The sequence below is a fragment of the Streptomyces sp. NBC_00454 genome, assembly GCF_041434015.1.
Taxonomy (GTDB): domain Bacteria; phylum Actinomycetota; class Actinomycetes; order Streptomycetales; family Streptomycetaceae; genus Streptomyces.
In genome coordinates this window covers 2,144,866-2,167,821 of sequence record NZ_CP107907.1, presented here as the reverse complement: position 1 = coordinate 2,167,821, position 22,956 = coordinate 2,144,866, and the positions used below count along the sequence as shown (strand labels likewise).

Annotated in this window: 20 protein-coding genes; 10 read left to right on the top strand and 10 right to left on the bottom strand. The window is 70.4% G+C overall.

Annotation, left to right across the window (positions count from 1 at the left end; translation table 11 throughout):
- Positions 1 to 111 precede the first annotated feature (111 nt).
- Positions 112 to 1,566: a regulator gene (locus OHU74_RS10060; protein WP_371615561.1), complete on the bottom strand. Its 1,455-nt coding sequence runs from the start codon at positions 1,564 to 1,566 to the stop codon at positions 112 to 114.
- A 173-nt stretch (positions 1,567 to 1,739) separates the two neighbouring features.
- On the opposite strand from OHU74_RS10060, the gene OHU74_RS10055 reads away from it, so the two are divergent.
- The 5 genes from OHU74_RS10055 (at position 1,740) to OHU74_RS10035 (ending at position 5,280) form a co-directional block, all read left to right on the top strand.
- Entirely contained in the window at positions 1,740 to 2,126 is a 387-nt protein-coding gene (locus OHU74_RS10055; RefSeq protein ID WP_371615560.1) for a hypothetical protein, read from the top strand.
- Between the two features lie 88 nt (positions 2,127 to 2,214).
- Entirely contained in the window at positions 2,215 to 3,012 is a 798-nt protein-coding gene (lipB, locus tag OHU74_RS10050) for a lipoyl(octanoyl) transferase LipB (RefSeq protein WP_371615559.1), read from the top strand.
- A 120-nt stretch (positions 3,013 to 3,132) separates the two neighbouring features.
- A complete protein-coding gene (gene lipA / locus OHU74_RS10045; RefSeq protein WP_371615558.1) occupies positions 3,133 to 4,080 on the top strand; it encodes a lipoyl synthase in 948 nt (315 codons plus the stop codon).
- Between the two features lie 293 nt (positions 4,081 to 4,373).
- Positions 4,374 to 4,571, top strand: a complete 198-nt coding sequence (locus tag OHU74_RS10040; RefSeq protein ID WP_330300876.1) for a hypothetical protein — start codon at positions 4,374 to 4,376, stop codon at positions 4,569 to 4,571.
- A 10-nt stretch (positions 4,572 to 4,581) separates the two neighbouring features.
- Complete coding sequence (locus OHU74_RS10035; protein ID WP_371615557.1) at positions 4,582 to 5,280, top strand: DUF4191 domain-containing protein; 699 nt, start codon at positions 4,582 to 4,584, stop codon at positions 5,278 to 5,280.
- Between the two features lie 104 nt (positions 5,281 to 5,384).
- On the opposite strand, the gene OHU74_RS10030 is transcribed toward OHU74_RS10035, so the two are convergent.
- The gene (locus tag OHU74_RS10030) at positions 5,385 to 5,852 is read right to left on the bottom strand and encodes an RDD family protein (RefSeq protein ID WP_330296082.1); all 468 of its coding nucleotides are present in this window, start codon (positions 5,850 to 5,852) and stop codon (positions 5,385 to 5,387) included.
- A 185-nt stretch (positions 5,853 to 6,037) separates the two neighbouring features.
- Between OHU74_RS10030 and glnA the strand changes: the two genes are divergently transcribed.
- Both glnA and OHU74_RS10020 read left to right on the top strand, forming a co-directional pair.
- Positions 6,038 to 7,447: a type I glutamate--ammonia ligase gene (glnA, locus tag OHU74_RS10025; protein ID WP_330296081.1), complete on the top strand. Its 1,410-nt coding sequence runs from the start codon at positions 6,038 to 6,040 to the stop codon at positions 7,445 to 7,447.
- Positions 7,448 to 7,540: 93 nt separating this feature from the next.
- Complete coding sequence (locus OHU74_RS10020; RefSeq protein WP_371615556.1) at positions 7,541 to 7,870, top strand: MazG-like family protein; 330 nt, start codon at positions 7,541 to 7,543, stop codon at positions 7,868 to 7,870.
- Here OHU74_RS10020 and OHU74_RS10015 read toward each other — a convergent pair.
- Positions 7,864 to 8,058 carry a hypothetical protein gene (locus OHU74_RS10015; RefSeq protein ID WP_371615555.1) on the bottom strand — a complete coding sequence of 65 codons (195 nt, stop codon included), beginning with the start codon at positions 8,056 to 8,058 and terminating at the stop codon, positions 7,864 to 7,866. The genes OHU74_RS10020 and OHU74_RS10015 overlap by 7 nt on opposite strands.
- A 115-nt stretch (positions 8,059 to 8,173) precedes the next feature.
- A complete protein-coding gene (locus OHU74_RS10010) occupies positions 8,174 to 8,836 on the bottom strand; it encodes a TetR/AcrR family transcriptional regulator (RefSeq protein WP_371615554.1) in 663 nt (220 codons plus the stop codon).
- Positions 8,837 to 8,922: 86 nt separating this feature from the next.
- On the opposite strand from OHU74_RS10010, the gene OHU74_RS10005 reads away from it, so the two are divergent.
- Positions 8,923 to 9,693 carry an SDR family NAD(P)-dependent oxidoreductase gene (locus OHU74_RS10005; RefSeq protein ID WP_371615553.1) on the top strand — a complete coding sequence of 257 codons (771 nt, stop codon included), beginning with the start codon at positions 8,923 to 8,925 and terminating at the stop codon, positions 9,691 to 9,693.
- A gap of 15 nt (positions 9,694 to 9,708) precedes the next feature.
- Here the strand turns inward: OHU74_RS10005 and OHU74_RS10000 are convergent, their stop codons facing one another.
- Positions 9,709 to 10,227 carry a DUF4240 domain-containing protein gene (locus OHU74_RS10000; RefSeq protein ID WP_330296072.1) on the bottom strand — a complete coding sequence of 173 codons (519 nt, stop codon included), beginning with the start codon at positions 10,225 to 10,227 and terminating at the stop codon, positions 9,709 to 9,711.
- Positions 10,228 to 10,355: 128 nt separating this feature from the next.
- On the opposite strand from OHU74_RS10000, the gene OHU74_RS09995 reads away from it, so the two are divergent.
- Positions 10,356 to 11,555, top strand: a complete 1,200-nt coding sequence (locus OHU74_RS09995) for a serine/threonine-protein kinase (RefSeq protein WP_371615552.1) — start codon at positions 10,356 to 10,358, stop codon at positions 11,553 to 11,555.
- A 52-nt stretch (positions 11,556 to 11,607) separates the two neighbouring features.
- On the opposite strand, the gene aceE is transcribed toward OHU74_RS09995, so the two are convergent.
- The 5 genes from aceE to OHU74_RS09970 all read right to left on the bottom strand — a co-directional run bounded on the left by aceE (position 11,608) and on the right by OHU74_RS09970 (position 20,487).
- On the bottom strand, positions 11,608 to 14,292 hold the full coding sequence (gene aceE, locus OHU74_RS09990; protein WP_371615551.1) for a pyruvate dehydrogenase (acetyl-transferring), homodimeric type: 2,685 nt from the start codon (positions 14,290 to 14,292) through the stop codon (positions 11,608 to 11,610).
- A gap of 265 nt (positions 14,293 to 14,557) precedes the next feature.
- Positions 14,558 to 15,181: a GntR family transcriptional regulator gene (locus OHU74_RS09985; RefSeq protein ID WP_371619630.1), complete on the bottom strand. Its 624-nt coding sequence runs from the start codon at positions 15,179 to 15,181 to the stop codon at positions 14,558 to 14,560.
- A 236-nt stretch (positions 15,182 to 15,417) separates the two neighbouring features.
- Positions 15,418 to 17,172 (bottom strand): 2-oxoglutarate dehydrogenase, E2 component, dihydrolipoamide succinyltransferase, encoded by a 1,755-nt coding sequence (gene sucB, locus OHU74_RS09980; RefSeq protein WP_371615550.1) that lies wholly within the window; start codon positions 17,170 to 17,172, stop codon positions 15,418 to 15,420.
- A gap of 53 nt (positions 17,173 to 17,225) precedes the next feature.
- Positions 17,226 to 18,614, bottom strand: coding sequence for a dihydrolipoyl dehydrogenase (lpdA, locus tag OHU74_RS09975; RefSeq protein ID WP_330296069.1), 1,389 nt, complete (start codon positions 18,612 to 18,614; stop codon positions 17,226 to 17,228).
- 337 nt (positions 18,615 to 18,951) lie between these two features.
- Positions 18,952 to 20,487, bottom strand: coding sequence for a leucyl aminopeptidase (locus tag OHU74_RS09970; protein WP_371615549.1), 1,536 nt, complete (start codon positions 20,485 to 20,487; stop codon positions 18,952 to 18,954).
- Between the two features lie 347 nt (positions 20,488 to 20,834).
- On the opposite strand from OHU74_RS09970, the gene OHU74_RS09965 reads away from it, so the two are divergent.
- Positions 20,835 to 22,865 carry a hypothetical protein gene (locus tag OHU74_RS09965; protein WP_371615548.1) on the top strand — a complete coding sequence of 677 codons (2,031 nt, stop codon included), beginning with the start codon at positions 20,835 to 20,837 and terminating at the stop codon, positions 22,863 to 22,865.
- Positions 22,866 to 22,956 lie beyond the last annotated feature (91 nt).

Genomic DNA, 22,956 nt, shown 5'->3' with positions numbered 1-22,956 from the left:
AATCCAGCCTCGCCGGCGCTTGAGGCGCGGGGTCCGGGGCGGCGCCCCGGCAACGCACCCGCAGGGACACACGCGCAGCCGACCCGCGGGTCAGCGCCGACCCGCGCAGGGTCACGACAAGGCCGCCACCCGGTCCCGATAGCTCCGCACCGCGGACGCGTCCCGGTACGGCTCCAGCCGGCGCTCGAAGTCCCGTACGTACTCCACCGCGCGCACCGACCGCATCTCCATCGCCTGCTGCGCCGCCTCCGCGCCCAGCGCGCAGGCCTGGTCCAGCTCGCCCAGCCCCAGCCGCGCCGTGGCCAGCACCACCCGGCAGAACAGCCGCGAGCGCGCGTACCCCGGCGCCCGCAGCTGGAGCGAGCGCTCCGCGTGCTGCGCCGAGGCCCGGTACTGCTGCAGGTCGCGGTGGCAGTGCCCGAACTCGTCCGCCAGCTGTCCCTCGTCGTAGGACCGCGCCCAGTGCGGTACGTCGTCACCCGGCCGGGCCGCGCCCAGCGCCCGCTCGGCCCGCACCAGCGAGGCCGTCGCCGCCCTGACCTCGCCGAGCACCGCGTGCGCGCGGGCCTCCGCCGAGTGCAGCAGCGCCTGCACCACCGGGGGCGGGCCCGAGCCGACGCCCTGCTGGGCCACCCGGGCCAGCTGCACCGCCTCCCGGCCGTGGCCGAGGTAGACCGCCTGCCGGCTCATCGTGACCAGCACGTACGCCCCGTACGGCCGGTCCCCGGCGGCCTGGGCCAGGCGCAGCGCCTGCACGAAGTACCGCTGGGCGAGCCCGTGCGCGGCGATGTCGTACGAGGTCCAGCCCGCGAGCCGGGTCAGATCGGCGGCGGCCGAGAACAGCCGCCGCCCGGTGGTCTCGCCGTACGTCCCGCGGAGCATCGGCTCCGCCTCGTGCTCCAGGTAGCGCACCAGCGCCTGGCGGGCATGGCCGCCGCCGTAGGCGTGGTCCAGGGTGCGGAACAGCTCGCTCACCGATCTGAGCGCCGCGATGTCCCCGCCCGTGACCCGCTGTCCGGGCCCGCGGTCGATCTGCCGCTGCCGGGGCACCGAGGCCCGGACCGGCACGGGCCGGCCCTGCTCGGGAACCCTCGCGGCGGACTGCTCCGCCCCCCGGCCGACCCGCTCGTCGGCCCGCCCGATGAGCCAGTCCCGGCTGGGCACCACCAGCCCGGCCGGGGTGAAGGCGATCTTGCGCAGCTCGGCGTGCGAGCCGGAATCCTTGCGCCACAGCCCGCTGGCGATGTCCACGGCCTCCTCCGGGGTGGCCGCGAACTCCAGCCCGGCGTACACGGGGGCGCACGCGTCCAGCCCCAGGTCCTGGGCCGACAGCCGCCGCCCGAGGCGCCGGGTGAACACCTCCGCGATCAGCGCCGGGGTCGTACCGCGCGGCTGTTGCCCGCGCAGCCAGCGGGTCACGGAGGTCTTGTCGTACCGCAGATCGAGACCGTGCTCCAGACCGAGCTGGTCGACGCGGCGGGCGAGCCCGGCGTTGGAGAACCCGGCCTCGGCGATCAGTGCCGCGAGCTGCCGGTTGGGGACACGCTGGGCAGGTCGTTCCGTCATCTGCTCCACGGTTTCCTGACGTGACGGACCGGAGTCCCGGCCCTGTGAACGGCGTGAATGTAGCGGCCAACTCCGCCCGCACCGCCCTGTCTGCCCCACATTCATCCGATCGTGTGCAGAACCGGTGGGGCTCTTTACGGACTGACCCCCTCCACCCGCGTACGCTGCGCCCCATGACCCGCCGGCCCACCGGGGCGCACCGCCCCGGCAGCTCCGAGCGCCTCTACGGCGACGACAGCTGCGCAGAGTCCACGGCCCCGCTGCATGTACCCGAGCTGGCCGCGCCCGAGCTGACCGAGGCGGAGTGCCGGCGCTGCGGGACGTACATCGCGGGCCTCGACGGGCGGTACGCGTGCGGCGTGTGCGGCTGGGTCAACGACCACTCCGAGGGGCACCGGCGGCTGCCGCGGGCGGACGAGGACCCGGACCGGCCGCCGAAGGGGCGCAGGCGGCCCAGGCAGCTGCCGGAGCCGGCTCCGGAGCTGAGCGCGGAGATGCCCGCGGAACCGCCCGCGGAGCCGCCGCCGGGGCCGCGTCCGGTGCCCGTGACGGGCGGCTGAAGGGCCGCGCGCGGGCCGCCGTACCCTTGCTTGGTGCGATACGTGCACACAGCAAGTTCGACGGCAGGTTCAACGAGGAGGCGCCGCGGTGGCTGAGCTTGGGTTTGTCCATCTGGGCTTCGGACCGGAGGCCGTCGAGTACACGGCCGCGTGGGAGGAACAGCGCCGGGTGCACGCGGCCCGCTTCGCGGACGAGGTCGAGGACACCTGCCTGCTGCTGGAGCACCTGCCGGTCTACACCGCCGGCCGGCGCACCGCCGACAGCGAGCGGCCGCTCGACGGCACGCCCGTCGTGGACGTGGACCGCGGCGGCAAGATCACCTGGCACGGGCCGGGCCAGCTGGTCGGCTACCCGATCATGAAGCTGCCCCGCCCGGTGGACGTGGTCGCCCACGTCCGCCGCCTGGAGGACGCGCTGATCCGCACGGCCGCCGAGTTCGGCCTGGAGACCACCCGCGTCGAAGGGCGCAGCGGGGTCTGGGTGCTGGGCGACCCGGTGGAGGACCGCCCGAAGATCGGCGGGCTCTCCCTCGACTTCGACCCGCGGCTGGCGGACGAGGAGTTCGACCCGCGCCTGAACGGCCCCGAGTACGCCCCGTCCAACGCCGGCCAGCGCCGCGAGGACCGCAAGCTCGCCGCCATCGGCATCCGGGTCGCCAAGGGCGTCACGATGCACGGCTTCGCGATCAACGTGAACCCCGACAACACCTGGTTCGACCGGATCGTCCCCTGCGGCATCCGCGACGCCGGTGTGACCTCGCTCTCGTACGAACTCGGGCGCGAGATCACCATCGCCGAGGTGCTGCCGGTGATCGAACGGCACCTGAAGGACGTACTGGAGCAGGCGGAGCTGCGGCCCCGCGAGATAGAGCCCGCCGCGGGCTAGCCGCGGGCCGTCCCTCCGGGGAATGGGCCGGGCCCCTCGCAGGTTGGCCGACGTAAGAACGTACGAATTACGGGCGTACCCTGGTGGGCGCCGAAGAATCGAAGTCACAGGGAGCCGGTCGTGTCCGCAGTCGCACCCGACGGACGCAAGATGCTGCGCCTGGAGGTCCGTAACGCCCAGACGCCCATCGAGCGCAAGCCCGAGTGGATCAAGACCCGGGCGAAGATGGGTCCCGAGTACACCAAGATGCAGGCCCTGGTGAAGGGCGAAGGACTGCACACGGTGTGCCAGGAAGCCGGTTGTCCGAACATTTACGAATGCTGGGAAGACCGCGAGGCCACCTTCCTCATCGGCGGCGACCAGTGCACCCGGCGCTGCGACTTCTGCCAGATCGACACGGGCAAGCCCGAGGCGCTGGACCGGGACGAGCCGCGCCGCGTGGGCGAGTCGGTCGTCACCATGGACCTGAACTACGCCACCATCACGGGCGTCGCGCGCGACGACCTGGCGGACGGCGGTGCCTGGCTCTACGCGGAGACCGTGCGCCAGATCCACCAGCAGACGGCGGAGCGCGCGGCCGGGCAGACCAAGGTCGAGCTGCTCGCCCCGGACTTCAACGCGGTCCCGGAGCTGCTGGAAGAGGTCTTCGCCTCCCGCCCCGAGGTCTTCGCGCACAACATCGAGACGGTGCCGCGGATCTTCAAGCGGATCCGCCCCGGCTTCCGCTACGAGCGCTCGCTGGACGTCATCACCCAGGCGCGGGCCTACGGCCTGGTGACCAAGTCCAACCTGATCCTGGGCATGGGCGAGGAGCGCGAGGAAGTCAGCCAGGCGCTGCGCGACCTCCACGAGGCGGGCTGCGAGCTCATCACCATCACCCAGTACCTGCGCCCCTCGGCGCGGCACCACCCCGTGGAGCGCTGGGTGAAGCCGGCCGAGTTCGTGGAGCTGGCGAAGGAGGCCGAGGACATCGGCTTCTCCGGCGTGATGTCGGGTCCGCTGGTGCGGTCCTCGTACCGCGCGGGACGGCTGTACCAGCAGGCGATGGAGAAGCGCGCCTCGGTCTGAGAACGGTCCGGACGCACGGCGTCATGACTGTGTGAACTCGCGCACACATGCTTACTGGTGGGTAACACCGCATCGACGCGGCCCCTAGGCTCTTCAAGGAAGAGTCCGGCGGGCCGCGTAAATGTTTCATCACTGTTTGACCAGCCGGTCACGCCCTGGTAACACCAATCAGTGACGATTGCTCGACGCACCGCGCACGCCACCGCGCACGCGCCGGTGCACACGCGGCGCGCACCACGCTCCGCACCACGCTCCGCACGCCCCATGTGAGCTCCGTGAAAGGGATCGACATCATGCAGGCCGCGCCCGTACGCGCCATCGCCATCCCGACCGTCGGCGACGCCTTCCGGGGCATCGAGTCGCTGCTCATGAGCGGCGCCCGCCGCAACGCCTGGACGGCGGTGCTCGAAGACCGCCGCAGGGCCCAGGACCGGGTCGAAACCGAGCACGTACTCGAGGCCGCGGCGACCCGGACCGAGAAGGCCACGTAAACTTCGCTCCATGGCGAGGAAGTCAAACGCAGAGACTGCTGCGAACCCCGGGCGACTGAAGCAGATCGCCCTGACGTACAAGATGACGCGCAAGGCCGACCCGAAGGTCGGTCTGATCGTCGCGGGCGTGGGAATCGTCACCTTCGGTGTCTTTCTTGCGATCGGCTTCCTGATCGGCCACCCGGTCTACCTGGGCATCCTGGGCTTCCTGGTGGCGTTCCTCGCGATGGCGATCGTCTTCGGACGACGGGCCGAGCGGGCTGCCTTCGGGCAGATGGAGGGCCAGCCGGGCGCAGCCGCGGCCGTACTGGACAACGTGGGCAGGGGCTGGAGCACCACCCCTGCCGTCGCGATGAGCAAGCAGCAGGACATCGTCCACCGGGCCGTCGGCAAGGCCGGCGTGGTGCTGATCGGTGAGGGCAACTCGAACCGGGTGAAGGCGCTGCTCGCGAACGAGAAGAAGAAGCTGTCCCGGATCATGCCCGACATCCCGGTCCACGACTTCATCGTGGGTACCGGTGAGGGCGAGGTGCCGCTCAAGAAGGTCCGTACGACCCTTCTGAAGCTGCCCCGCGTGCTCTCGGGCCCCCAGATCACCCAGGTCAACGACAAGCTCCGGGCCATGGGCGACTTGCTGAGCAACATGCCCATCCCGAAGGGCCCGATGCCCAAGGGGATGCGCATGCCGCGCGGCGGAAAGATGCGCTGACCAGCTTTTCGTATACAACGACGCGAGGGCGCCCCGGGCCGATGGCCCGGGGCGCCCTCGCGTTCGTGTCGCGTGTGCTCAGACGCGTGTGCTCAGTCGCGTGTTCAGATCCGGACCTGGACGGCGCGGCCGAGGCGGTCGTGCAGCCCGCGGCCGTCGCGGTCCCAGACCAGGGCCGGGACCACCAGGGCGAGCAGGAGGGTGCGCAGCACCACGCGGCCGACGCCGAGCGGGCCGCCGTCCTGCGAGATGACCCGGAGGCCCAGAATCCGCTTCCCGGGGGTAAAGCCCACGGTGGCGATGGTCAGGATGCTCAGGACCACGAAAAGGGCCAGCGTCCAGTTGCCCGCGCCGGTCCAGTCGCGGCCTGTGATCAGGCCGTATGCGATCAGCTGGCAGGCCAGCCAGTCGATGACCAGGGCCGCGAAGCGGCGCCCGAAACGGGCCACGGAGCCGGGCCCCTGCTGCGGCAGGCCCAGCTGCTTACCGGGGTATCCGAAGTCGACACCCATTCCTTCGGCGGCCTCGCGGGGGCCGGAGAGCCAGGATCCGATTGCTTGCCTCTTGTCCACCCGAACACCGTACCCGTGCTGCTTCGCGCCGTTCCGCCGGGACCCTGGTTAACTTGTGCGAAACAAATGGGTCATGCTTGGGAAACCCCGTCTGCTTATGGTCGGGTCAGCGTGCGGCACCGCACTGACGCACCACTAGCTATAAAGCCCGCCCCTGCCCCGGGGTCGGGAGTAGGAGGAGTTGGATGTTCAAGAACGCCGACGAAGTGACGCAGTACATCAAGGAGAACGACGTCAAGTTCGTTGACGTCCGCTTCTGCGACCTGCCTGGTGTGATGCAGCACTTCACCATCCCGGGGCGCGCGTTCGACCCGAACGAGGAGCTCGCCTTCGACGGCTCCTCGATCCGCGGCTTCCAGGCGATCCACGAGTCCGACATGGCGCTGCGCGCCGACATCACCACCGCGCGCCTGGACCCGTTCCGCAAGGACAAGACGCTCAACATCAACTTCTTCATCCACGACCCGATCACGGGCGAGGCCTACAGCCGCGACCCGCGCAACATCGCGAAGAAGGCCGAGGCGTACCTGGCCTCGACCGGCATCGCCGACACCGCGTTCTTCGGCCCCGAGGCCGAGTTCTACGTGTTCGACAGCGTGCGCTTCGCGACCTCCGCGAACGAGGGCTTCTACCACATCGACTCCGAGGCCGGCGCCTGGAACACGGGCTCCGAGGAGAACAACCGTGGTTACAAGGTCCGCTACAAGGGTGGTTACTTCCCCGTAGCCCCGGTCGACCACTTCGCCGACCTGCGCGCCGAGATCTCCCTCGAGCTGGACGCCCAGGGCCTCCAGGTCGAGCGTCAGCACCACGAGGTCGGCACCGGTGGCCAGGCCGAGATCAACTACAAGTTCAACACGCTGCTCGCCGCGGCCGACGACCTGATGCTCTTCAAGTACATCGTGAAGAACGTCGCCTGGCGCAACGGCAAGACCGCGACCTTCATGCCGAAGCCGATCTTCGGTGACAACGGCTCGGGCATGCACGTGCACCAGTCGCTGTGGGCCAACGGTGACCCGCTGTTCTACGACGAGGCCGGCTACGCGGGCCTGTCGGACATGGCGCGCTACTACATCGGCGGCATCCTCAAGCACGCCCCCTCGCTGCTCGCCTTCACCAACCCGACGGTGAACTCGTACCACCGCCTGGTCCCGGGCTTCGAGGCGCCGGTCAACATGGTGTACTCGCAGCGCAACCGCTCGGCCGCCATGCGCATCCCGATCACGGGCTCGAACCCGAAGGCCAAGCGCGTCGAGTTCCGCGCCCCGGACCCGTCCTCGAACCCGTACCTGGCGTTCGCGGCCCTCCTGCTGGCCGGCCTCGACGGCATCAAGAACAAGATCGAGCCGATGGAGCCGATCGACAAGGACCTCTACGAGCTCTCCCCGGACGAGCACGCGAGCGTCCCGCAGGTCCCGACCAGCCTCGAGGACGTCCTCAAGGCCCTGGAGGAGGACCACGAGTACCTCCTGGCCGGCGGTGTCTTCACCCCCGACCTGATCGAGACCTGGATCGACTACAAGCGCACCCACGAGATCGCCCCGATCGCGCTGCGCCCGCACCCGCACGAGTTCGAGCTCTACTTCGACCTCTAAGCCGTGCCGTGCTGACGCACTGATCGCCCCGGAGCCCCGTCCCCTTCTTCGAGAGGGGGGCGGGGCTCCGTCGTGTGGCACTACGTTCGGCGGATGGACGACACGTGGAAGACCATCGGGGCGCTCGGGGCGCGGTTCGACGAGCACGACCGGGAGCGGGGGGTGGGGCGGGAGGAGAGCGTGACGCTGCAGATCCTGAAGATCGGCGAGGAGTTCGGGGAAGCCGCGCAGGCCGTCATCGGAGCCAAGGGCACCAATCCCCGTAAGGGCAACTCGCACACGTGGGGAGACGTGGAGGCGGAGGTCGCCGACGTCATCGTGACGGCGATGGTCGCCCTGGCCCGGATGCGCCCCGACGCCCCCGCCTTCTTCGCCGCGCATCTGGAGCAGAAGTCGCAGCGGTTCCTGCGGCCGACTCAGTAGTCGGCGTGTTCGGGGTGGCCCTTGAGGAGTTTGCCCCAGGCCAGGCAGAAGAGCGGGAAGCCCAGATCGTGCAGGATGCGGCGGGCGGGTTCCACGTCGTCGAGCTTGCTGCCAGACGCGTGGTTGACCAGGTCGACCGGGGTGTGGAGGTCCGTGCCGACGAGCACGTACCACGAGTTGTTCGGCATGTGCTCACTGTGAACGGGCACCAGACGGGCCGACGCCGCTTGGACGTCGAGCCGGCTGATCGTGTGCTTCGTGCCGCCGGCGGTGAAGGTGGTCTCGGTCTGCAAGGGGGTCCTCTCAGGGGGAAGGGCGCAGCAGCGGCATCGCGCCCGTGAGGTCGCGCAGGCAGCGGAGCGCCAGGTCCGAGGGGGAGCCGGGGCCCAGGGGCGGGGCGTCCGTGGCGGACCAGAGTTCCAGGGCGATGCGGATCGCGTCGGTGGCCGCCGCCGCGAGGAGGCGGATGGACAGGAGGTCGGCGTCCGGGCCGGCGAGGCGGGAGATCACGGGGACCAGGTTCTCCTCGGAGTCCTGGTTGACCCGGTACCAGACGGCGCGCAGCGCCTCGTCGGTCGCGGCGGCGCGCAGCAGCCCGCGGGTGACCTCCAGGCCTTCGTCGATGGCCTGGGGCTCGGTGAGCGCGCGGGTGACCGCGCGTTCCAGGGCCTGCGCGAGCGGGGTGCCGGGGTCTTCCTCGGCGAGCAGGGCGCGCCAGGCGTCACCGCCGCCCGCGAGCAGCGGGGCCACGGCCTCCTGCTTGTTGCGGAAGTAGCGGTAGAACGTGCGCAGCGCCACGCCCGCCCGGTGGGCGATGTCCTCGGCGGTGGTGCCGTCGGGGCCGTGCTCGGCGAAGAGTTCGCAGGCCGCGCGGGCGATGTCGAGCTGGGTGGCGGCCTTGCGGCGCTCGTTCAGCGACTGGGCTCCGGGGCCGGCCTGGGGAGAGTACGGACGAGGGGATCTCACGAGGGAAGAATACCCTCAGCCCGAGGAGGTAATGCACGCTTTGACAGGGTGGCAAAACGTGTCATGACGGGAGTACGCTCGTCCTCATGAACCGTTACGAAGGACGTCGCGTCCTCATCACCGGCGGCGGCTCCGGCATCGGCCAGGCCACCGTCCACCGCATCCTCGCCGAGGGCGGCCGCGTCCACGCCGTGGACGTCAACGAAGCCGGTCTCAAGACCACCGCGGAGCAGGCCGCCGCCGACGGCCGCGCCGACGGCCTCACCACCTCGGTGCTCGACATATCCGACGAGGCCGCCGTGAAGGCCGGCATCGCCGCCGCCGTGGCCGCCCTCGGCGGGCTCGACGTGCTGGTCAACGCCGCCGGCATCCTGCGGTCCTCGCACACCCACGAGACCACGCTCGAATTCTGGAACAAGATCATCTCGGTGAACCTGACCGGTACGTTCCTGGTCATCCGCGAATCGATCCCGGCGCTGCTGGAGGGCGACCAGCCGGTCGTCGTCAACTTCAGCTCCACCTCGGCGTCCTTCGCCCACCCCTACATGTCCGCCTACGCGGCCAGCAAGGGCGGCATCCAGTCCATGACCCACGCGCTGGCCGCCGAATACAGCAAGCAGGGCCTGCGCTTCGTCGCCGTCGCGCCCGGCTCCATCGAGAGCGGCATGACCACCGGCAACGGCCCCGGCCTGCCCGAGGACACCGACTGGAGCCTGTTCGCCAAGCTCGCCCCGGCCCTCGGCCAGGGCTTCGCCGGCCCGCAGACGGTGGCCGGCGTCGTCGCGATGCTGGGCTCCGAGGACGGTGCGTTCATCACCGGCACGGAGATCCGTATCGACGGCGGCACGCACTACTGACGCGACGCGGGGGCCTCAGCCCCTGAAACGGTCCCACAGCCGGGGGAAGCGCTCCGCGAGCACGGCTTCGTTCTCGAAGTCCAGCGCAGCGCCCTCCGGCTCCGCCGCCTGCAGGGGGATGCCCAGATCGGGTGCGACCGCCCCGGTGAGCTGCTCGTAGGCCTCGTCGGCCGCGTACCCCAGCTCCTCGCCGTCCCCGTCGATCTCCTCGTCGAACTCGCCGAGGAGCTCCGCCAGATGGTCGGGGTCGTGCACCCCGCCCTCGAAGACCTCCCGGCCCTGGCCGATCAGCCAGCACCGGAAGTAGTCGAACGCGTCGTCGCTCGCCCCGTCGAGCAGCACCCACGCGGCGCCCCACAGGTCCCAGGTGTACGCCCGGTTGTACCGCGACTCGAAGTGCCGGGCGAAGTCCAGCACGGAGTCCGGATCGAGCTGCGCCAGCCGCTCCACGAGCAGCTCGGCGTGTTCCTCGGGGTCGCCCTCGGCGGCCTCGCGGGTACGGTCGACGATCTCCCAGAACTCCGTCTCGTCCATCACCGCTCCAGCATCACGGGTCCACCCCCGCGCCGCCACCGCTCATACGGCCAAAGGCCGGTGGCCACCCCCCGCACGGCCCCATACTCGGATCCGGACCGCGGGCGTCGAGTCGGGGGAGGACCCGGATGCGGGGGGAAATGCTGGAGGGCCGGTACCGGCTGGAGGACCGCCTCGGCGGCGGGGGCATGGGCGAGGTGTGGAGCGCCTGGGACGAGCGGATGCGGCGATGGGTCGCCGCCAAACTGGTCTCCGCGGTCCCCGTGCTGTCCGGCATGGACGCCGAGGAGATCGAGAGCCGCTTCCTCGCCGAGATCCGCTCGGCCGGCAACCTCCCCCACCGGCACACCGTGACCGTCCACGACTGCGGGGAGACCGAGATCGGCGGCCGCCGCATCCTCTACATGGTCATGGAACGCCTCGACGGCCGTACCCTCCAGGAGGCCTTCCGGGAATCGGGCCGCGTCCCCTGGTACGTGCTCGTCGACTGGGCCGGACAGGTAGCCGCCGCACTGGCCGCCGCACACGAGCGGGGCGTGGTCCACCGCGACATCAAACCGTCCAACGTGATCCTCACCGCCGACGGTGTCATCAAGGTCCTCGACTTCGGCATCGCCAAGTTCCTGGGCGAGACCCTCTACCGCGCGGGACGCACGGTCACCGGCGCGACCCTGGGCACCCCCGAGTACATGTCCCCCGAGCAGGCCCGCGGCGAGCCCGGCATCGACCAGCGCAGCGACCTCTATTCCCTGGGCTGCCTCATGTACCACGGCCTGGCCGGGGAGCCCCCGTTCCGGGCCGACAGCCCGCTGGCCGTCCTGCACCGCCAGATCTCCGAGACCCCCGCCGCCCTCGCCCCGCAGGTGCGCGGCCTGCCCGAGGAGCTGGACACCCTGATCGCCGCGCTCCTGAGCAAGTCCCCCGAGGACCGGCCCAAGAGTGCCGCCGGGGTGCTCCGCGAACTCCGGCACATCCCGGGCATCGCGGGCAAGCAGCACTTCAGCTGGTCCGACGAGGGCCGGCAGGCGGTGGCGCTGATGGACGAGGCCCGCGTCGTGGCCGCGACGGTGCGCCGGGAGGCGGTCAGGAAGACGGAGGGACTGCTCGCAGAGGCGGTGGCCAAGGCCGCCGAGCTGGAGCACCGGGCGGCCGCACTGGTCGACGAGGCCCGGGCCGAGGCGGCCGAGATCCGCGCCGGCCTCGCCGCGGTCGAGGACCGCCGCCGGATGGCCGCGGACCACCTCGCGCGCCTCGGGGAGCTGCTCGCCGACGACCGGGCGGTCTCCCTCCAGGAGTACGGGTCCGGGGCGCGGCCCGCAACGCCGTGAGGCGGCCCGCCCCCACGGGGGCGGACCGCCTCACGGTCGGATCGCTCGCGCCTTACAGGCCGTAGCGCTCCCGGGCTTCCTTGATGGAGGACGCCGGTACCTCGCCGCGGCGGGCGAGCTGGGCCAGCGCGGCCACCACGATCGACTGGGCGTCGACACCGAAGTGGCGGCGGGCGCCCTCACGGGTGTCGGACAGACCGAAGCCGTCCGTACCCAGCGAGGTGTAGTCCTGCTCGACCCACTGGCTGATCTGGTCCGGGACCTGACGCATCCAGTCGGAGACGGCGAGCACCGGGCTGGTGACACCCTCCAGCGCGCGGGTGACGTACGGGGTACGCATCTCCCCGCGCAGCAGGGCCTCGTCGCAGTCCAGCGCGTCGCGGCGCAGCTCGCCCCAGGAGGTGGCGGACCAGACGTCGGCGGCCACGTTCCAGTCGGCGGCGAGCAGCTTCTGGGCGTCGAGGACCCAGTGGATCGCCGTACCGGAGGCCATCAGCTGGATCTTCGGGGCATCGGCGGCCGGGGCCGCCTCCGCGAGGTCCGCCGCCGTGTTGAAGCGGTAGAGGCCCTTGAGGATGCCCTCTTCCACGCCCTCCGGCATGGCCGGCTGGACCTTCGGCTCGTTGTAGACCGTCAGGTAGTAGAAGACGTCTTCCGGCTTCTCGCCGTACATCCGGCGCAGACCGTCCTTGACGATCACCGCGATCTCGTACGCGAAGGCCGGGTCGTAGTTGAGCGACGCCGGGTTCGTGGACGCGATCAGGTGCGAGTGGCCGTCCGCGTGCTGCAGGCCCTCACCCGTCAGGGTGGTGCGGCCGGCGGTGGCGCCGACGATGAAGCCCTTGCCGAGCTGGTCGGCGAGCTGCCACATCTGGTCGGCGGTGCGCTGCCAGCCGAACATCGAGTAGAAGATGTAGAAGGGGATCATCGGCTCGCCGTGCGTCGCGTACGACGTGCAGGCGGCGATGAAGTCGGCCATGGCGCCGGCCTCGGTGATCCCCTCGTTGAGGATCTGGCCGTCCTTGGCTTCCTTGTAGTACATGAGCTGGTCGCGGTCGACCGGCTCGTACGTCTGGCCCAGCGGCGAGTAGATGCCGGCCGACGGGAAGAGGGACTCCATACCGAAGGTACGGGCCTCGTCCGGGACGATCGGAACCCAGCGCTTGCCGGTCTCCTTGTCCCGCATCAGGTCCTTGACGAGCCGGACGAAGGCCATGGTGGTGGCCATCTCCTGCTTGCCGGAGCCCTTGAGCAGCGGGGCGAAGGAACGGTCCGCCGGAGCGGGCAGGGCCACGTGCTTGACCTTGCGGGCCGGGGCCGGGCCGCCGAGCGCCGCGCGGCGCTCGTTCAGGTACTGCACCTCGGGGCTGTTCGCGCCCGGGTGGCCGTACGGGACCTGGCCGTCGGCGAAGGCGCTGTCCGGGATCGGGAGGCCAAGGAGGTCACGCATGTCCTTGAACTCGTCGATCGTCAGCTTCTTCATCTGGTGGTTCGCGTTCTTCGACTCGAACCCGGCACCCAGCGTGTAGCCCTTGACGGTCTGCGCGAGGATGACCGTCGGCGCACCCTTGTGCTCCAGGGCGGCCTTGTACGCGGCGTACACCTTGCGGGGCTCGTGGCCGCCGCGGGAGGTGTGGAAGCACTCGGCGATCTTCGCGTCGGAGAGCACGCCCGCCAGCTGCACGAGCTCGGCGTTGACGCCGAAGAAGTGCTGGCGGATGTAGGCCACGTCGCGGGTCGCGTACGTCTGGAACTGCGCGTCGGGTACCTCGCGCAGGCGGCGTACCAGGGCGCCCGTGGTGTCGAGCTGGAACAGCTCGTCCCAGGCGGAGCCCCACAGCGACTTGATGACGTTCCAGCCGGCGCCGCGGAACTGGGCTTCCAGCTCCTGCACCACGCGGAAGTTGGCGCGGACCGGACCGTCGAGGCGCTGCAGGTTGCAGTTGATGACGAAGGTCAGGTTGTCGAGCTGCTCGCGGGAGGCGAGGGCCAGGGCGGCGGTCGACTCGGGCTCGTCCATCTCGCCGTCGCCCAGGAAGGCCCAGACGTGCGAGTTGGCGGTGTCCTTGATGCTCCGGTTGTGCAGGTAGCGGTTGAACCGCGCCTGGTAGATCGCCGAGAGCGGGCCGAGGCCCATGGACACCGTCGGGAACTCCCACAGCCACGGCAGGCGCCGCGGGTGCGGGTAGGACGGCAGGCCCTGGCCGCCGGCTTCCTGGCGGAAGTGGTCGAGCTGCTGCTCGGAGACGCGTCCGTCGAGGAACGCGCGGGCGTAGATGCCGGGGGAGGCGTGGCCCTGGATGTAGAGCTGGTCGCCCGATCCGTCGGCCTCCTTCCCGCGGAAGAAGTGCTGGAAGCCGGTCTCGTACAGCCACGCGGCCGAGGCGAAGGTGGCGATGTGGCCGCCGACGCCGTACTTGGAGCCGCGGGTCACCATGGCGGCCGCGTTCCAGCGGTTCCATGCGGTGATCCTGGCTTCCATCGCCTCGTCACCGGGGAACTCCGGCTCGGAGGCGGTGGGGATGGTGTTGACGTAGTCCGTCTCGAGCAGCTTCGGCAGCGCGAGGCCGGCGGCCTCGGCGTGCTGGAGGGTGCGACGGAGCAGGTATTCGGCGCGGCGCGTACCGGCGGCCTTGGCGACTGCGTCGAGGGAGGCCGCCCATTCGGCGGTCTCCTCGGTGTCGCGGTCCGGGAGCTGGTCGAGCTCGCTCGGAAGCTTTCCTACGGGGTCGGACATCGGTGTGCGCCGCCTTCCGGACAAAGGAGAGGTGGTGAAGAAATCCCTGACGGGCAGGACAGGGTCGTTGGACCCGGGTGGGGTCCGCGATGACTGTAAGGCGCTGATCGATGATCGATCAAATGAAAGTGGCGAAGAAATGTCCATATGACAAAAGTCGGCACCGGGTGCCATGAAACAAGGCACCCGGTGCCGGGTAAAACGGTACAAACCGACCTGCAAATAGGGGGGTATCAGCCATAGGGGGGTGGCCAGGGGAGCGGGATCAAGCCCGGGGCGCACACCCGAGGACATGCCGCTTCACGAGCAGACCGATCTCCGGATCCTGGTTCCGGAAGGCCTCTACGAGGGCTTCGTGCTCCTCGGCGTAGGACTTCTGGACTGTGCCCAGCCACCGGATGGACAGGGCCGTGAAGACCTCGATGCCCAGGGACTCCCAGGTGTGCAGCAGCACGCTGTTCCCGGCCGCCCGGACCATCTCCCGGTGGAAGCCCACCGTGTGCCGCACCTGCGCCGTGCCGTCCGCGCTGCGGTCGGCCTCCCACAGGGCCGCCACGTGCGGCTCCAGGGCCGTGCAGTCGGCCGCCAGCCGGGGCGCGGCCAGCTCGGCCGCGATCTGCTCCAGGCCCGCCCGGACCGGGTAGATCTCCTCCAGGTCCGCCGCCGACAGGTTCCGTACGCGCACGCCCTTGTTCGGCGCCGACTCGATCAGCCGCAGCGTCTCCAGCTCGCGCAGGGCCTCGCGCACGGGCGTCTGGCTGACCTCCAGCTCCACGGCGATCCGGCGCTCCACGATCCGCTCGCCGGGCTTCCAGCGCCCGCTGACGATCCCCTCCACGATGTGCTCGCGGATCTGCTCGCGCAGCGAGTGCACGACGGGTGGGGTGATCATCGGGGCTTCATCTCCTGATGGGTGTGCAGGGGCATGCGGTGCCTGATGCGTAGACAATACGGCGGCGCCGCTCGCCGCGTTGCGTTCCTGGTCAGGGGCGCAGGGTGAGGCTGGTTACAGGCGGCCCGGGAAGGGCCCGCAGAGGCCCTTCCCGGTATGACGACGGCGCCCCCGCCCGGGAGGTGAATCCCGGGCGGGGGCGCCGTGCACGACAGCTGCTGTCGCGGTGAGCCTTACAGACCGAGCTCGACCTCGAACTCGCCGGCCTCGAGGATCGCCTTGACGGCCGAGAGGTACCGGGCCGCGTCCGCGCCGTCCACCAGGCGGTGGTCGTAGGACAGGGTCAGGTACGTCATGTCGCGGACGCCGATGACGGTGCCCTCGGCGGTCTCGATGACCACCGGACGCTTCACCGTGGCACCGATGCCCAGGATGGCGGCCTGGTTCGGGGGCACGATGACCGTGTCGAACAGCGCACCGCGCGAGCCGGTGTTGCTGATGGTGAAGGTCGCGCCCGACAGCTCGTCCGGCGTGATCTTGTTGCCGCGGACCTTGCCGGCCAGATCGGCGGTGGCCTTGGAGATGCCCGCCAGGTTGAGGTCGCCCGCACCCTTGATGACCGGGGTCATCAGGCCCTTCTCGGAGTCGACGGCGATGCCGATGTTCTCCGAGTCGAAGTAGGTGATGGTGCCCTCGTCGTCGTTGATCCGGGCGTTGACGACCGCGTGGGCCTTCAGCGCCTGGGCAGCGGCCTTGACGAAGAACGGCATCGGCGAGAGCTTGACGCCCTCGCGGGCCAGGAAGGAGGCCTTGGCCTTCTCGCGCAGCTTCATGATCTTGGTGATGTCCACCTCGACCACGGAGCTGAGCTGAGCCTGCGAGTGCAGGGCCTTCATCATGTTGTCGCCGATGACCTTGCGCATGCGGGTCATCTTGACGGTCTGACCGCGCAGCTCGGACACCGCGGCGGCCGGAGCCTTGGCGGCGGGAGCGGCAGCAGCATGGCCCCCGGCAGTCACAGCGGCGGCAGCGGCGGCCTTGGCGGCCTCGGCGGCGGCCAGGACGTCCTGCTTGCGGATGCGGCCACCGACACCGGTGCCGGAAACCGCGGACAGGTTGACGCCGGACTCCGAGGCGAGCTTGCGCACCAGCGGGGTCACGTACGCACCCTCGTCACCGGCGGAAACCGCGGCGGCGGGGGCGGCCGGGGCCACGGGGGCGACCGGAGCCGGAGCGGCCACGGGAGCCGGAGCGGCGACCGGGGCAGCCACCGGGGCGGCGACCGCGGGGGCGGCCACGACCGGAGCCGGGGCGGCGACCGGAGCGGCAGCCACGACCGGAGCCGGAGCGGCGGCGACCGGGGCGGCCACGGGGGCGGCACCGGCCACGCCGATGACGGCCAGACGCGCGCCGACCTCGGCGTTCTCGTCCTCGGCGACCAGGATCTCCAGCAGGACGCCGGCGACCGGGGCGGGGATCTCGGTGTCGACCTTGTCGGTCGAGACCTCGAGCAGCGGCTCGTCGGCCTCGACGGACTCGCCGACCTGCTTCAGCCAGCGGGTGACGGTGCCCTCGGTGACGGACTCGCCCAGGGCGGGGAGTACGACATCGGTACCGGCGGCGGCCGGAGCGGCGGCGGGAGCCGCGGCCGCGGGGGCCTCGGCGACCGGAGCCGGCGCGGCCGGAGCCTCGGCGACGACCGTCTCGGCGACGGCGGCGGCCGGGGCGGCAGCCGCGACCGGCGCGCCCGAGCCGTCGTCGATGATGGCCAGCTCGGCGCCGACCTCGACGGTCTCGTCCTCGGCGACCTTGATGGAGGCCAGGATGCCCGACACGGGGGACGGGATCTCGGTGTCGACCTTGTCGGTCGAGACCTCGAGCAGCGGCTCGTCGGCCTCGACGCGCTCGCCCTCGGCCTTCAGCCAGCGGGTGACAGTGCCCTCAGTAACGCTCTCTCCGAGCGCCGGAAGGGTTACGGAAACCGACATGGTTTCAGTTGCTCCTAACGAATGTGCGGAAGTGGTCGTCGCGCCCGTGACGATTAGTCGTGGTTGTGCAGCGGCTTGCCGGCCAGCGCGAGGTGCGCCTCACCGAGGGCCTCGTTCTGGGTCGGGTGCGCGTGGATCAGCTGCGCGACCTCGGCCGGCAGGGCTTCCCAGTTGTAGATCAGCTGGGCTTCGCCGACCTGCTCGCCCATGCGGTCGCCCACCATGTGGATGCCGACCACTGCGCCATCCTTGACCTGGACGAGCTTGATCTCGCCCGCGGTCTTCAGGATCTTGCTCTTGCCGTTGCCCGCGAGGTTGAACTTCGCGGCGATGACCTTGTCCGCACCGTAGATCTCCTTGGCCTTGGCCTCGGTGATGCCCACGGAAGCGACCTCGGGGTGGCAGTACGTGACGCGCGGGACACCGTCGTAGTCGATCGGGACGGTCTTGAGACCGGCCAGACGCTCCGCGACCAGGATGCCCTCGGCGAAGCCGACGTGCGCGAGCTGGAGGGTCGGGACGAGGTCGCCGACCGCCGAGATGGTCGCCACGTTGGTCTGCATGTACTCGTCGACCAGGACGTAGCCGCGGTCCATCGCGACGCCCTGCTCCTCGTAGCCCAGACCCTGCGAGACCGGGCCGCGGCCGATGGCGACCAGCAGCACCTCGGCTTCGAAGGTCTTGCCGTCGGCGAGGGTGACCCGTACGCCGTTCTCGGTGTACTCGGCCTTGTCGAAGAAGGTGCCGAGGTTGAACTTGATGCCGCGCTTGCGGAACGCGCGCTCAAGAAGCTTCGAGCTGTTCTCGTCCTCGACCGGCACGAGGTGCTTGAGGCCCTCGATGACGGTGACCTCGGAACCGAAGGACTTCCACGCCGAGGCGAACTCGACGCCGATGACGCCGCCGCCCAGGATGATCGCGGACTCGGGCACGCGGTCCAGGACCAGCGCGTGGTCCGAGGAGAGGATCCGGTTGCCGTCGATGTTCAGGCCCGGCAGCGACTTCGGCACGGAGCCGGTCGCCAGCAGGACGTGGCGGCCCTGGATGCGCTGGCCGTTCACGTCGACGGACGTCGGCGAGGAGAGGCGGCCCTCACCCTCGATGTACGTCACCTTGCGAGAGGCGACCAGGCCCTGCAGGCCCTTGTACAGGCCCGAGATGACCTCGTCCTTGTACTTGTTGACACCCGCGATGTCGATACCCTCGAAGGTGGTCTTGACACCGAACTGGGCGGCTTCACGAGCCGAGTCGGCGACCTCGCCCGCGTGCAGCAGAGCCTTCGTGGGGATGCAGCCGTTGTGCAGGCAGGTGCCGCCGAGCTTGTTCTTCTCGATCAGGGCAACGTCCAGACCCAGCTGGGATGCGCGCAGCGCTGCGGCGTAACCGCCACTGCCACCGCCGAGGATCACTAGGTCGAAAACGGTGCTGGCGTCGTTCGCCACGTCACGTCCTCCATGCATGTGCGCCGAGCACCGGTCCTCTGTGACCGGGCGGCGGCTGGTATACGGCCGCTTGTTTCTTCGGCCCTGTGGTGGGGGCCCTGTCCTGCCGAGAACCCATCTTCGCATTTGTCGGGGGAACGCGGGACGGCGGGCCCGCCCTGTGGACGGTCGATCTGTCCGAACCGGGGGTTACCACGGCGTAGAAACCTACGGATTTCGTTGAGAGTGAACAGGCCCCGGTCCTGATCGGGAAAACCGACCAGGTCCGGGGCCCGCACGGTGACCGGAGGGTTGCCGCCCGCTGGGTGGCGGTTACCGGCCGGTGGGCGTCAGGGCCTCAGCCCAGGTCGCCGGTGGCGGTGCGCTCGGCCAGCCGCACCAGGGTGCGCACGGCCGAGCCGGTGCCGCCCTTGGGGGTGTAGCCGTACGGGGCGCCCTCGTGGAAGGCGGGACCCGCGATGTCGAGGTGGGCCCAGGTGATGCCCTCGCCGACGAACTCCTGGAGGAAGAGGCCGGCGATCAGGCCGCCGCCCATCCGGACACCCATGTTGGCGATGTCGGCGGTGGGGGAGTCCATGGTCTTGCGCAGGTCCGCCGGGAGCGGCATCGGCCAGGAGGCCTCGCCGACCTCTTCGGCGATCTCGTGGACCGCGGTGCGGAAGGCGTCGTCGTTGGACATGACCGCGAAGGTGCGGTCGCCCAGGGCCAGCACCATGGCACCGGTCAGGGTCGCCACGTCGACGATCGCGTCCGGGTTCTCCTCGGAGGCCTTGGCCAGCGCGTCACCGAGGACCAGACGGCCCTCGGCGTCGGTGTTGAGGACCTCGACGGTCTTGCCGGTGTACATGCGCAGCACGTCGCCGGGCTTGGTGGCGGAGCCGGAGGGCATGTTCTCGGCGAGCGCGAGCCAGCCGGTGACGTTGACCTGGAGGCCGAGCTTGGCGGCCGCGACGACGGAGGCGAAGACGGCGGCGGCGCCGGCCATGTCGCACTTCATCGTCTCGTTGTGGCCGGCCGGCTTCAGGGAGATGCCGCCGGAGTCGTAGGTGATGCCCTTGCCGACGAAGGCGAGGGTCTTCTCCGCCTTGGGGTGGGTGTAGGAGAGCTTCACCAGGCGCGGCGGGTTCTCGGAGCCCTTGCCGACGCCCATGATGCCGCCGTAGCCGCCCTTGATCAGCGCCTTCTCGTCCAGGACCTGGACCTTGATGCCGTTCTCCTTGGCGGTCGCGGAGGCGACCGCGGCGAAGGCCTCGGGGGTCAGGTCGTTCGGCGGGGTGTTGACCAGGTCGCGGGTGATGTTGACCTCGGTCGCGACGATCGTGGCGCGCTCGGCCGCGGCCTTGTGCTCCTTGTCGCGCGGCTTGGCGCCGAGCAGGGCCACCTCGGCGAGCGGCAGCTTCGGGCCGCCGTTCTTGGCGCCGGCGGCCTTCTTCTCGCCGCCCTGGTAGGCGGTGAAGGCGTACGCGCCCAGCAGCGCGCCCTCGGCCACGGCCGTGACGGCGGAGGCGTCGTCGAGGGGGAGGGCGAAGGCGGCCTTCTTGGAGCCGTGCAGCGCGCGGGCGGCGGCGCCGGCGGCGCGGCGCAGCACTTCCTCGTCGTACGACTCGTCCGTCTCGGGGACGGAGCCCAGCCCGACCGCCAGCACGACCGGGACCTTCAGGCCGTCGGGAGCCGGCAGCTTGGTGGTCTCGCCTTCGGCGCCCGAGGCACCGAGCGCGTCGAGCACGGCGGCGAGCTTTCCGTCGTAGGCCTTGTCCACGGCCTCGGCGCCCGCGGCGACGACGAGGCCCTTGGGGCCCTTCGCTACGCCGACGACGAGGGCGTCGGCACGCAGCGTCGCCGGTCCGGCAGTGCTGAGAGTCAGAGCAGTCACGGTGGTGAAGTCTCGCTTCCGTTTTGGAGGTGTGGGCCGAGTGGGTGGACGGCCATCCGTAGCGATCGTATTCGGGCCCGATGGCCACCGGAAATGAGCCTACGCGTCCGCACTCGTCCGCACGTCACTCGAAGGTTTGGCAAGTTGTTCGATCAAGAGGCTCTCAGGTTCACCCATCTGTGGCCTCTGTTCCAGGTTTGCCCCTTAGACCTGACGAGGTCCGAAAGACTCGGGCCACTCTCGCAAGGGGACGCGGGGTTCCTTTGCATCATTTCCACAGAGCTTCCCCGGCCCGGCCGACCGCCACGGGGCCGTAGTCGAGGAAGCCTGCGGGGGGAAAGGCCGACATGGTCAAGAAGAACCGGACGAACAGGCTCGCCGCTGTGTGCTTCGCGGCTGCGATAGCGTCCGTGGCCGTACCCGGAGTCGCCGCGCAGGCGGCCGTGACTCCGCGCATCGACCTGAGGGTGCTCGTCGTCGACGACGGCGGCAGCTCGGTCCAGGCGATCACGGCGGAACTGCGTGACACCGGGGTTCCGTACACCCGGGTGGACCTGAGCAGCGGAAGTCGCCCGGTCGTGAACGCGGCGTTCCTCGCCGACACGGTCGACGGCCGGCCGCGCGCCAAGTTCCAGGGCGTGGTGCTGCCGAACGAGAACCCGTTCGGCGCCGGCTCGGCCGAGATGGCCGCGCTCACCGCGTACGAGACCACGTACGCGATCCGCCAGGTGGACGCCTACACCTGGGCGCACCCGGAGGTCGGGCTGGAGTACACCGACAACGGCGGCTACGGCGGCACCCTCGACGGCACCCAGGCGGCCGTCACCGCCGCGGGCAAGACGGGCCCCTTCGGCTACCTGGGCGGGACGGTCCCCTTCGAGGACAACTCGCCGCTGGTGCTCGAGAGCTACGGGTTCATGGCCAAGCCGCGGACCGGCTACACCAGCCTCATCGACGCCCCCGTCCCGGGCGGCACCGGCCGGGCCTCGCTCGTCGGCGAGTACACCCACGACGGGCGCAGCGAACTGGTCGTCACCTTCGGCTACAACCAGTACCAGCAGCAGTTCCGGCTGCTGGCGCGCGGCATCGTCGAGTGGGTCACCCAGGGCGTGCACCTGGGCCAGGAGCGCCAGTACTTCGCGGTCCACGTCGACGACGTCTTCGCCCCGGACGCCCGCTGGAGCAAGGACCTCAACTGCACCCCCGGCGACTACGCCTGCGCGGGCGGCGAGGGCAAGGAGTCCACGATCCGGATGTCGGCCGCCGACGCCGTGTACCTGGCGCAGTGGCAGACGCAGAAGAACTTCAAGCTCGACCTGCTCTTCAACGCCGGTGCGGGCGAGGAGTGGAAGACGGAGAACGGCAACACCGACGCGCTGACCGCCCAGTTGGTCGCCGACAAGGCGAAGTACCGGTGGATGAACCACACCTACACCCACCTGTTCCTCGGCTGCACCCAGGACACCACCACCGTCCCGTGGACCTGCACGAAGAACGCCGCGGGCGCGATCAACTGGATGAGCCGCGCCGACATCTCGGCGCAGATCCGCGACAACAACAACTGGGCCGCGTCCAAGGGCATCACCACCGACCGCACCGAACTGGTCACCGGTGAGCACTCCGGCCTCAAGACCCTTCCGCAGCAGGCCCAGGACAACCCGAACCTGGCCGGCGCGCTCGCCGACAACGGCGTGAAGTGGGCGGGCAGCGACAATTCCCGCGAGCCCGCGCAGCGGGCGGTCGGAGCCGCGCTGACCGTCCCCCGGTACCCGATGAACGTGTACTACAACACGGGCACCAACTCGGAGATGGCCGACGAGTACAACTGGATCTACACCAGCCGGGCCGACGGCGGCAGCGGCATCTGCGAGGACAACCCCGGCACCTCCACCTGCCTGCCGGCCCCGCTCGACGCCGGCACCGGCTACCTGAACTACATCGTTCCGGCCGAGACCACCACCGCTCTGCGCCACGTCCTGAACAACGACCCGCGCCCGCACTACGTGCACCAGAGCAACCTCGCCGAGGACCGCACCCTCTACCCGGTGCTCAACCAGGTCCTCGACACCTATCGCACGCTCTACGCGCCCAGCGCGCCGATCGTCAACCAGAGCATGAAGGACACCGGCGTCGAGCTCCAGCGCCGTGCGGCCTGGGACGCCGCGGTCGCGAACAACCAGGTCACCGCCTACCGCATCGGCAAGGACGTCACCGTCAAGGCGCCCTCCGGAGTCGTGGCCCCGGTCACCGCGCCCACCGGCACCAAGAAGCAGCTCCTGCTCGGCACCGCCGACTTCGGCACCGCGTACGCCGGTACCCGCTCCACCTGGACGGCCCCCGAGCTGCTCCAGAGCGCCGTCACGCTGCACATGCCCTGACGCCGTACCTGCCTGACGACGCACCTGCCTGACGACGTACCTGCCCCGACGGCGCACCTGACCTGACCTACGGGCAGCACGTCACCTACGG

What these genes read in the sequence shown, in the direction of transcription:
- aceE (WP_371615551.1), bottom strand. Translation starts at nt 14,292, where the DNA reads ATGTCCGACCCCGTAGGAAAGCTTCCGAGCGAGCTCGACCAGCTCCCG.
- OHU74_RS09965 (WP_371615548.1), top strand. Translation starts at nt 20,835, where the DNA reads ATGGTCAAGAAGAACCGGACGAACAGGCTCGCCGCTGTGTGCTTCGCG.
- OHU74_RS09995 (WP_371615552.1), top strand. Translation starts at nt 10,356, where the DNA reads ATGCGGGGGGAAATGCTGGAGGGCCGGTACCGGCTGGAGGACCGCCTC.
- OHU74_RS10015 (WP_371615555.1), bottom strand. Translation starts at nt 8,058, where the DNA reads ATGCCGAACAACTCGTGGTACGTGCTCGTCGGCACGGACCTCCACACC.
- OHU74_RS10020 (WP_371615556.1), top strand. Translation starts at nt 7,541, where the DNA reads ATGGACGACACGTGGAAGACCATCGGGGCGCTCGGGGCGCGGTTCGAC.
- OHU74_RS10000 (WP_330296072.1), bottom strand. Translation starts at nt 10,227, where the DNA reads ATGGACGAGACGGAGTTCTGGGAGATCGTCGACCGTACCCGCGAGGCC.
- OHU74_RS10035 (WP_371615557.1), top strand. Translation starts at nt 4,582, where the DNA reads ATGGCGAGGAAGTCAAACGCAGAGACTGCTGCGAACCCCGGGCGACTG.
- OHU74_RS10060 (WP_371615561.1), bottom strand. Translation starts at nt 1,566, where the DNA reads ATGACGGAACGACCTGCCCAGCGTGTCCCCAACCGGCAGCTCGCGGCA.
- OHU74_RS10040 (WP_330300876.1), top strand. Translation starts at nt 4,374, where the DNA reads ATGCAGGCCGCGCCCGTACGCGCCATCGCCATCCCGACCGTCGGCGAC.
- OHU74_RS10005 (WP_371615553.1), top strand. Translation starts at nt 8,923, where the DNA reads ATGAACCGTTACGAAGGACGTCGCGTCCTCATCACCGGCGGCGGCTCC.
- OHU74_RS10055 (WP_371615560.1), top strand. Translation starts at nt 1,740, where the DNA reads ATGACCCGCCGGCCCACCGGGGCGCACCGCCCCGGCAGCTCCGAGCGC.
- sucB (WP_371615550.1), bottom strand. Translation starts at nt 17,172, where the DNA reads ATGTCGGTTTCCGTAACCCTTCCGGCGCTCGGAGAGAGCGTTACTGAG.
- glnA (WP_330296081.1), top strand. Translation starts at nt 6,038, where the DNA reads ATGTTCAAGAACGCCGACGAAGTGACGCAGTACATCAAGGAGAACGAC.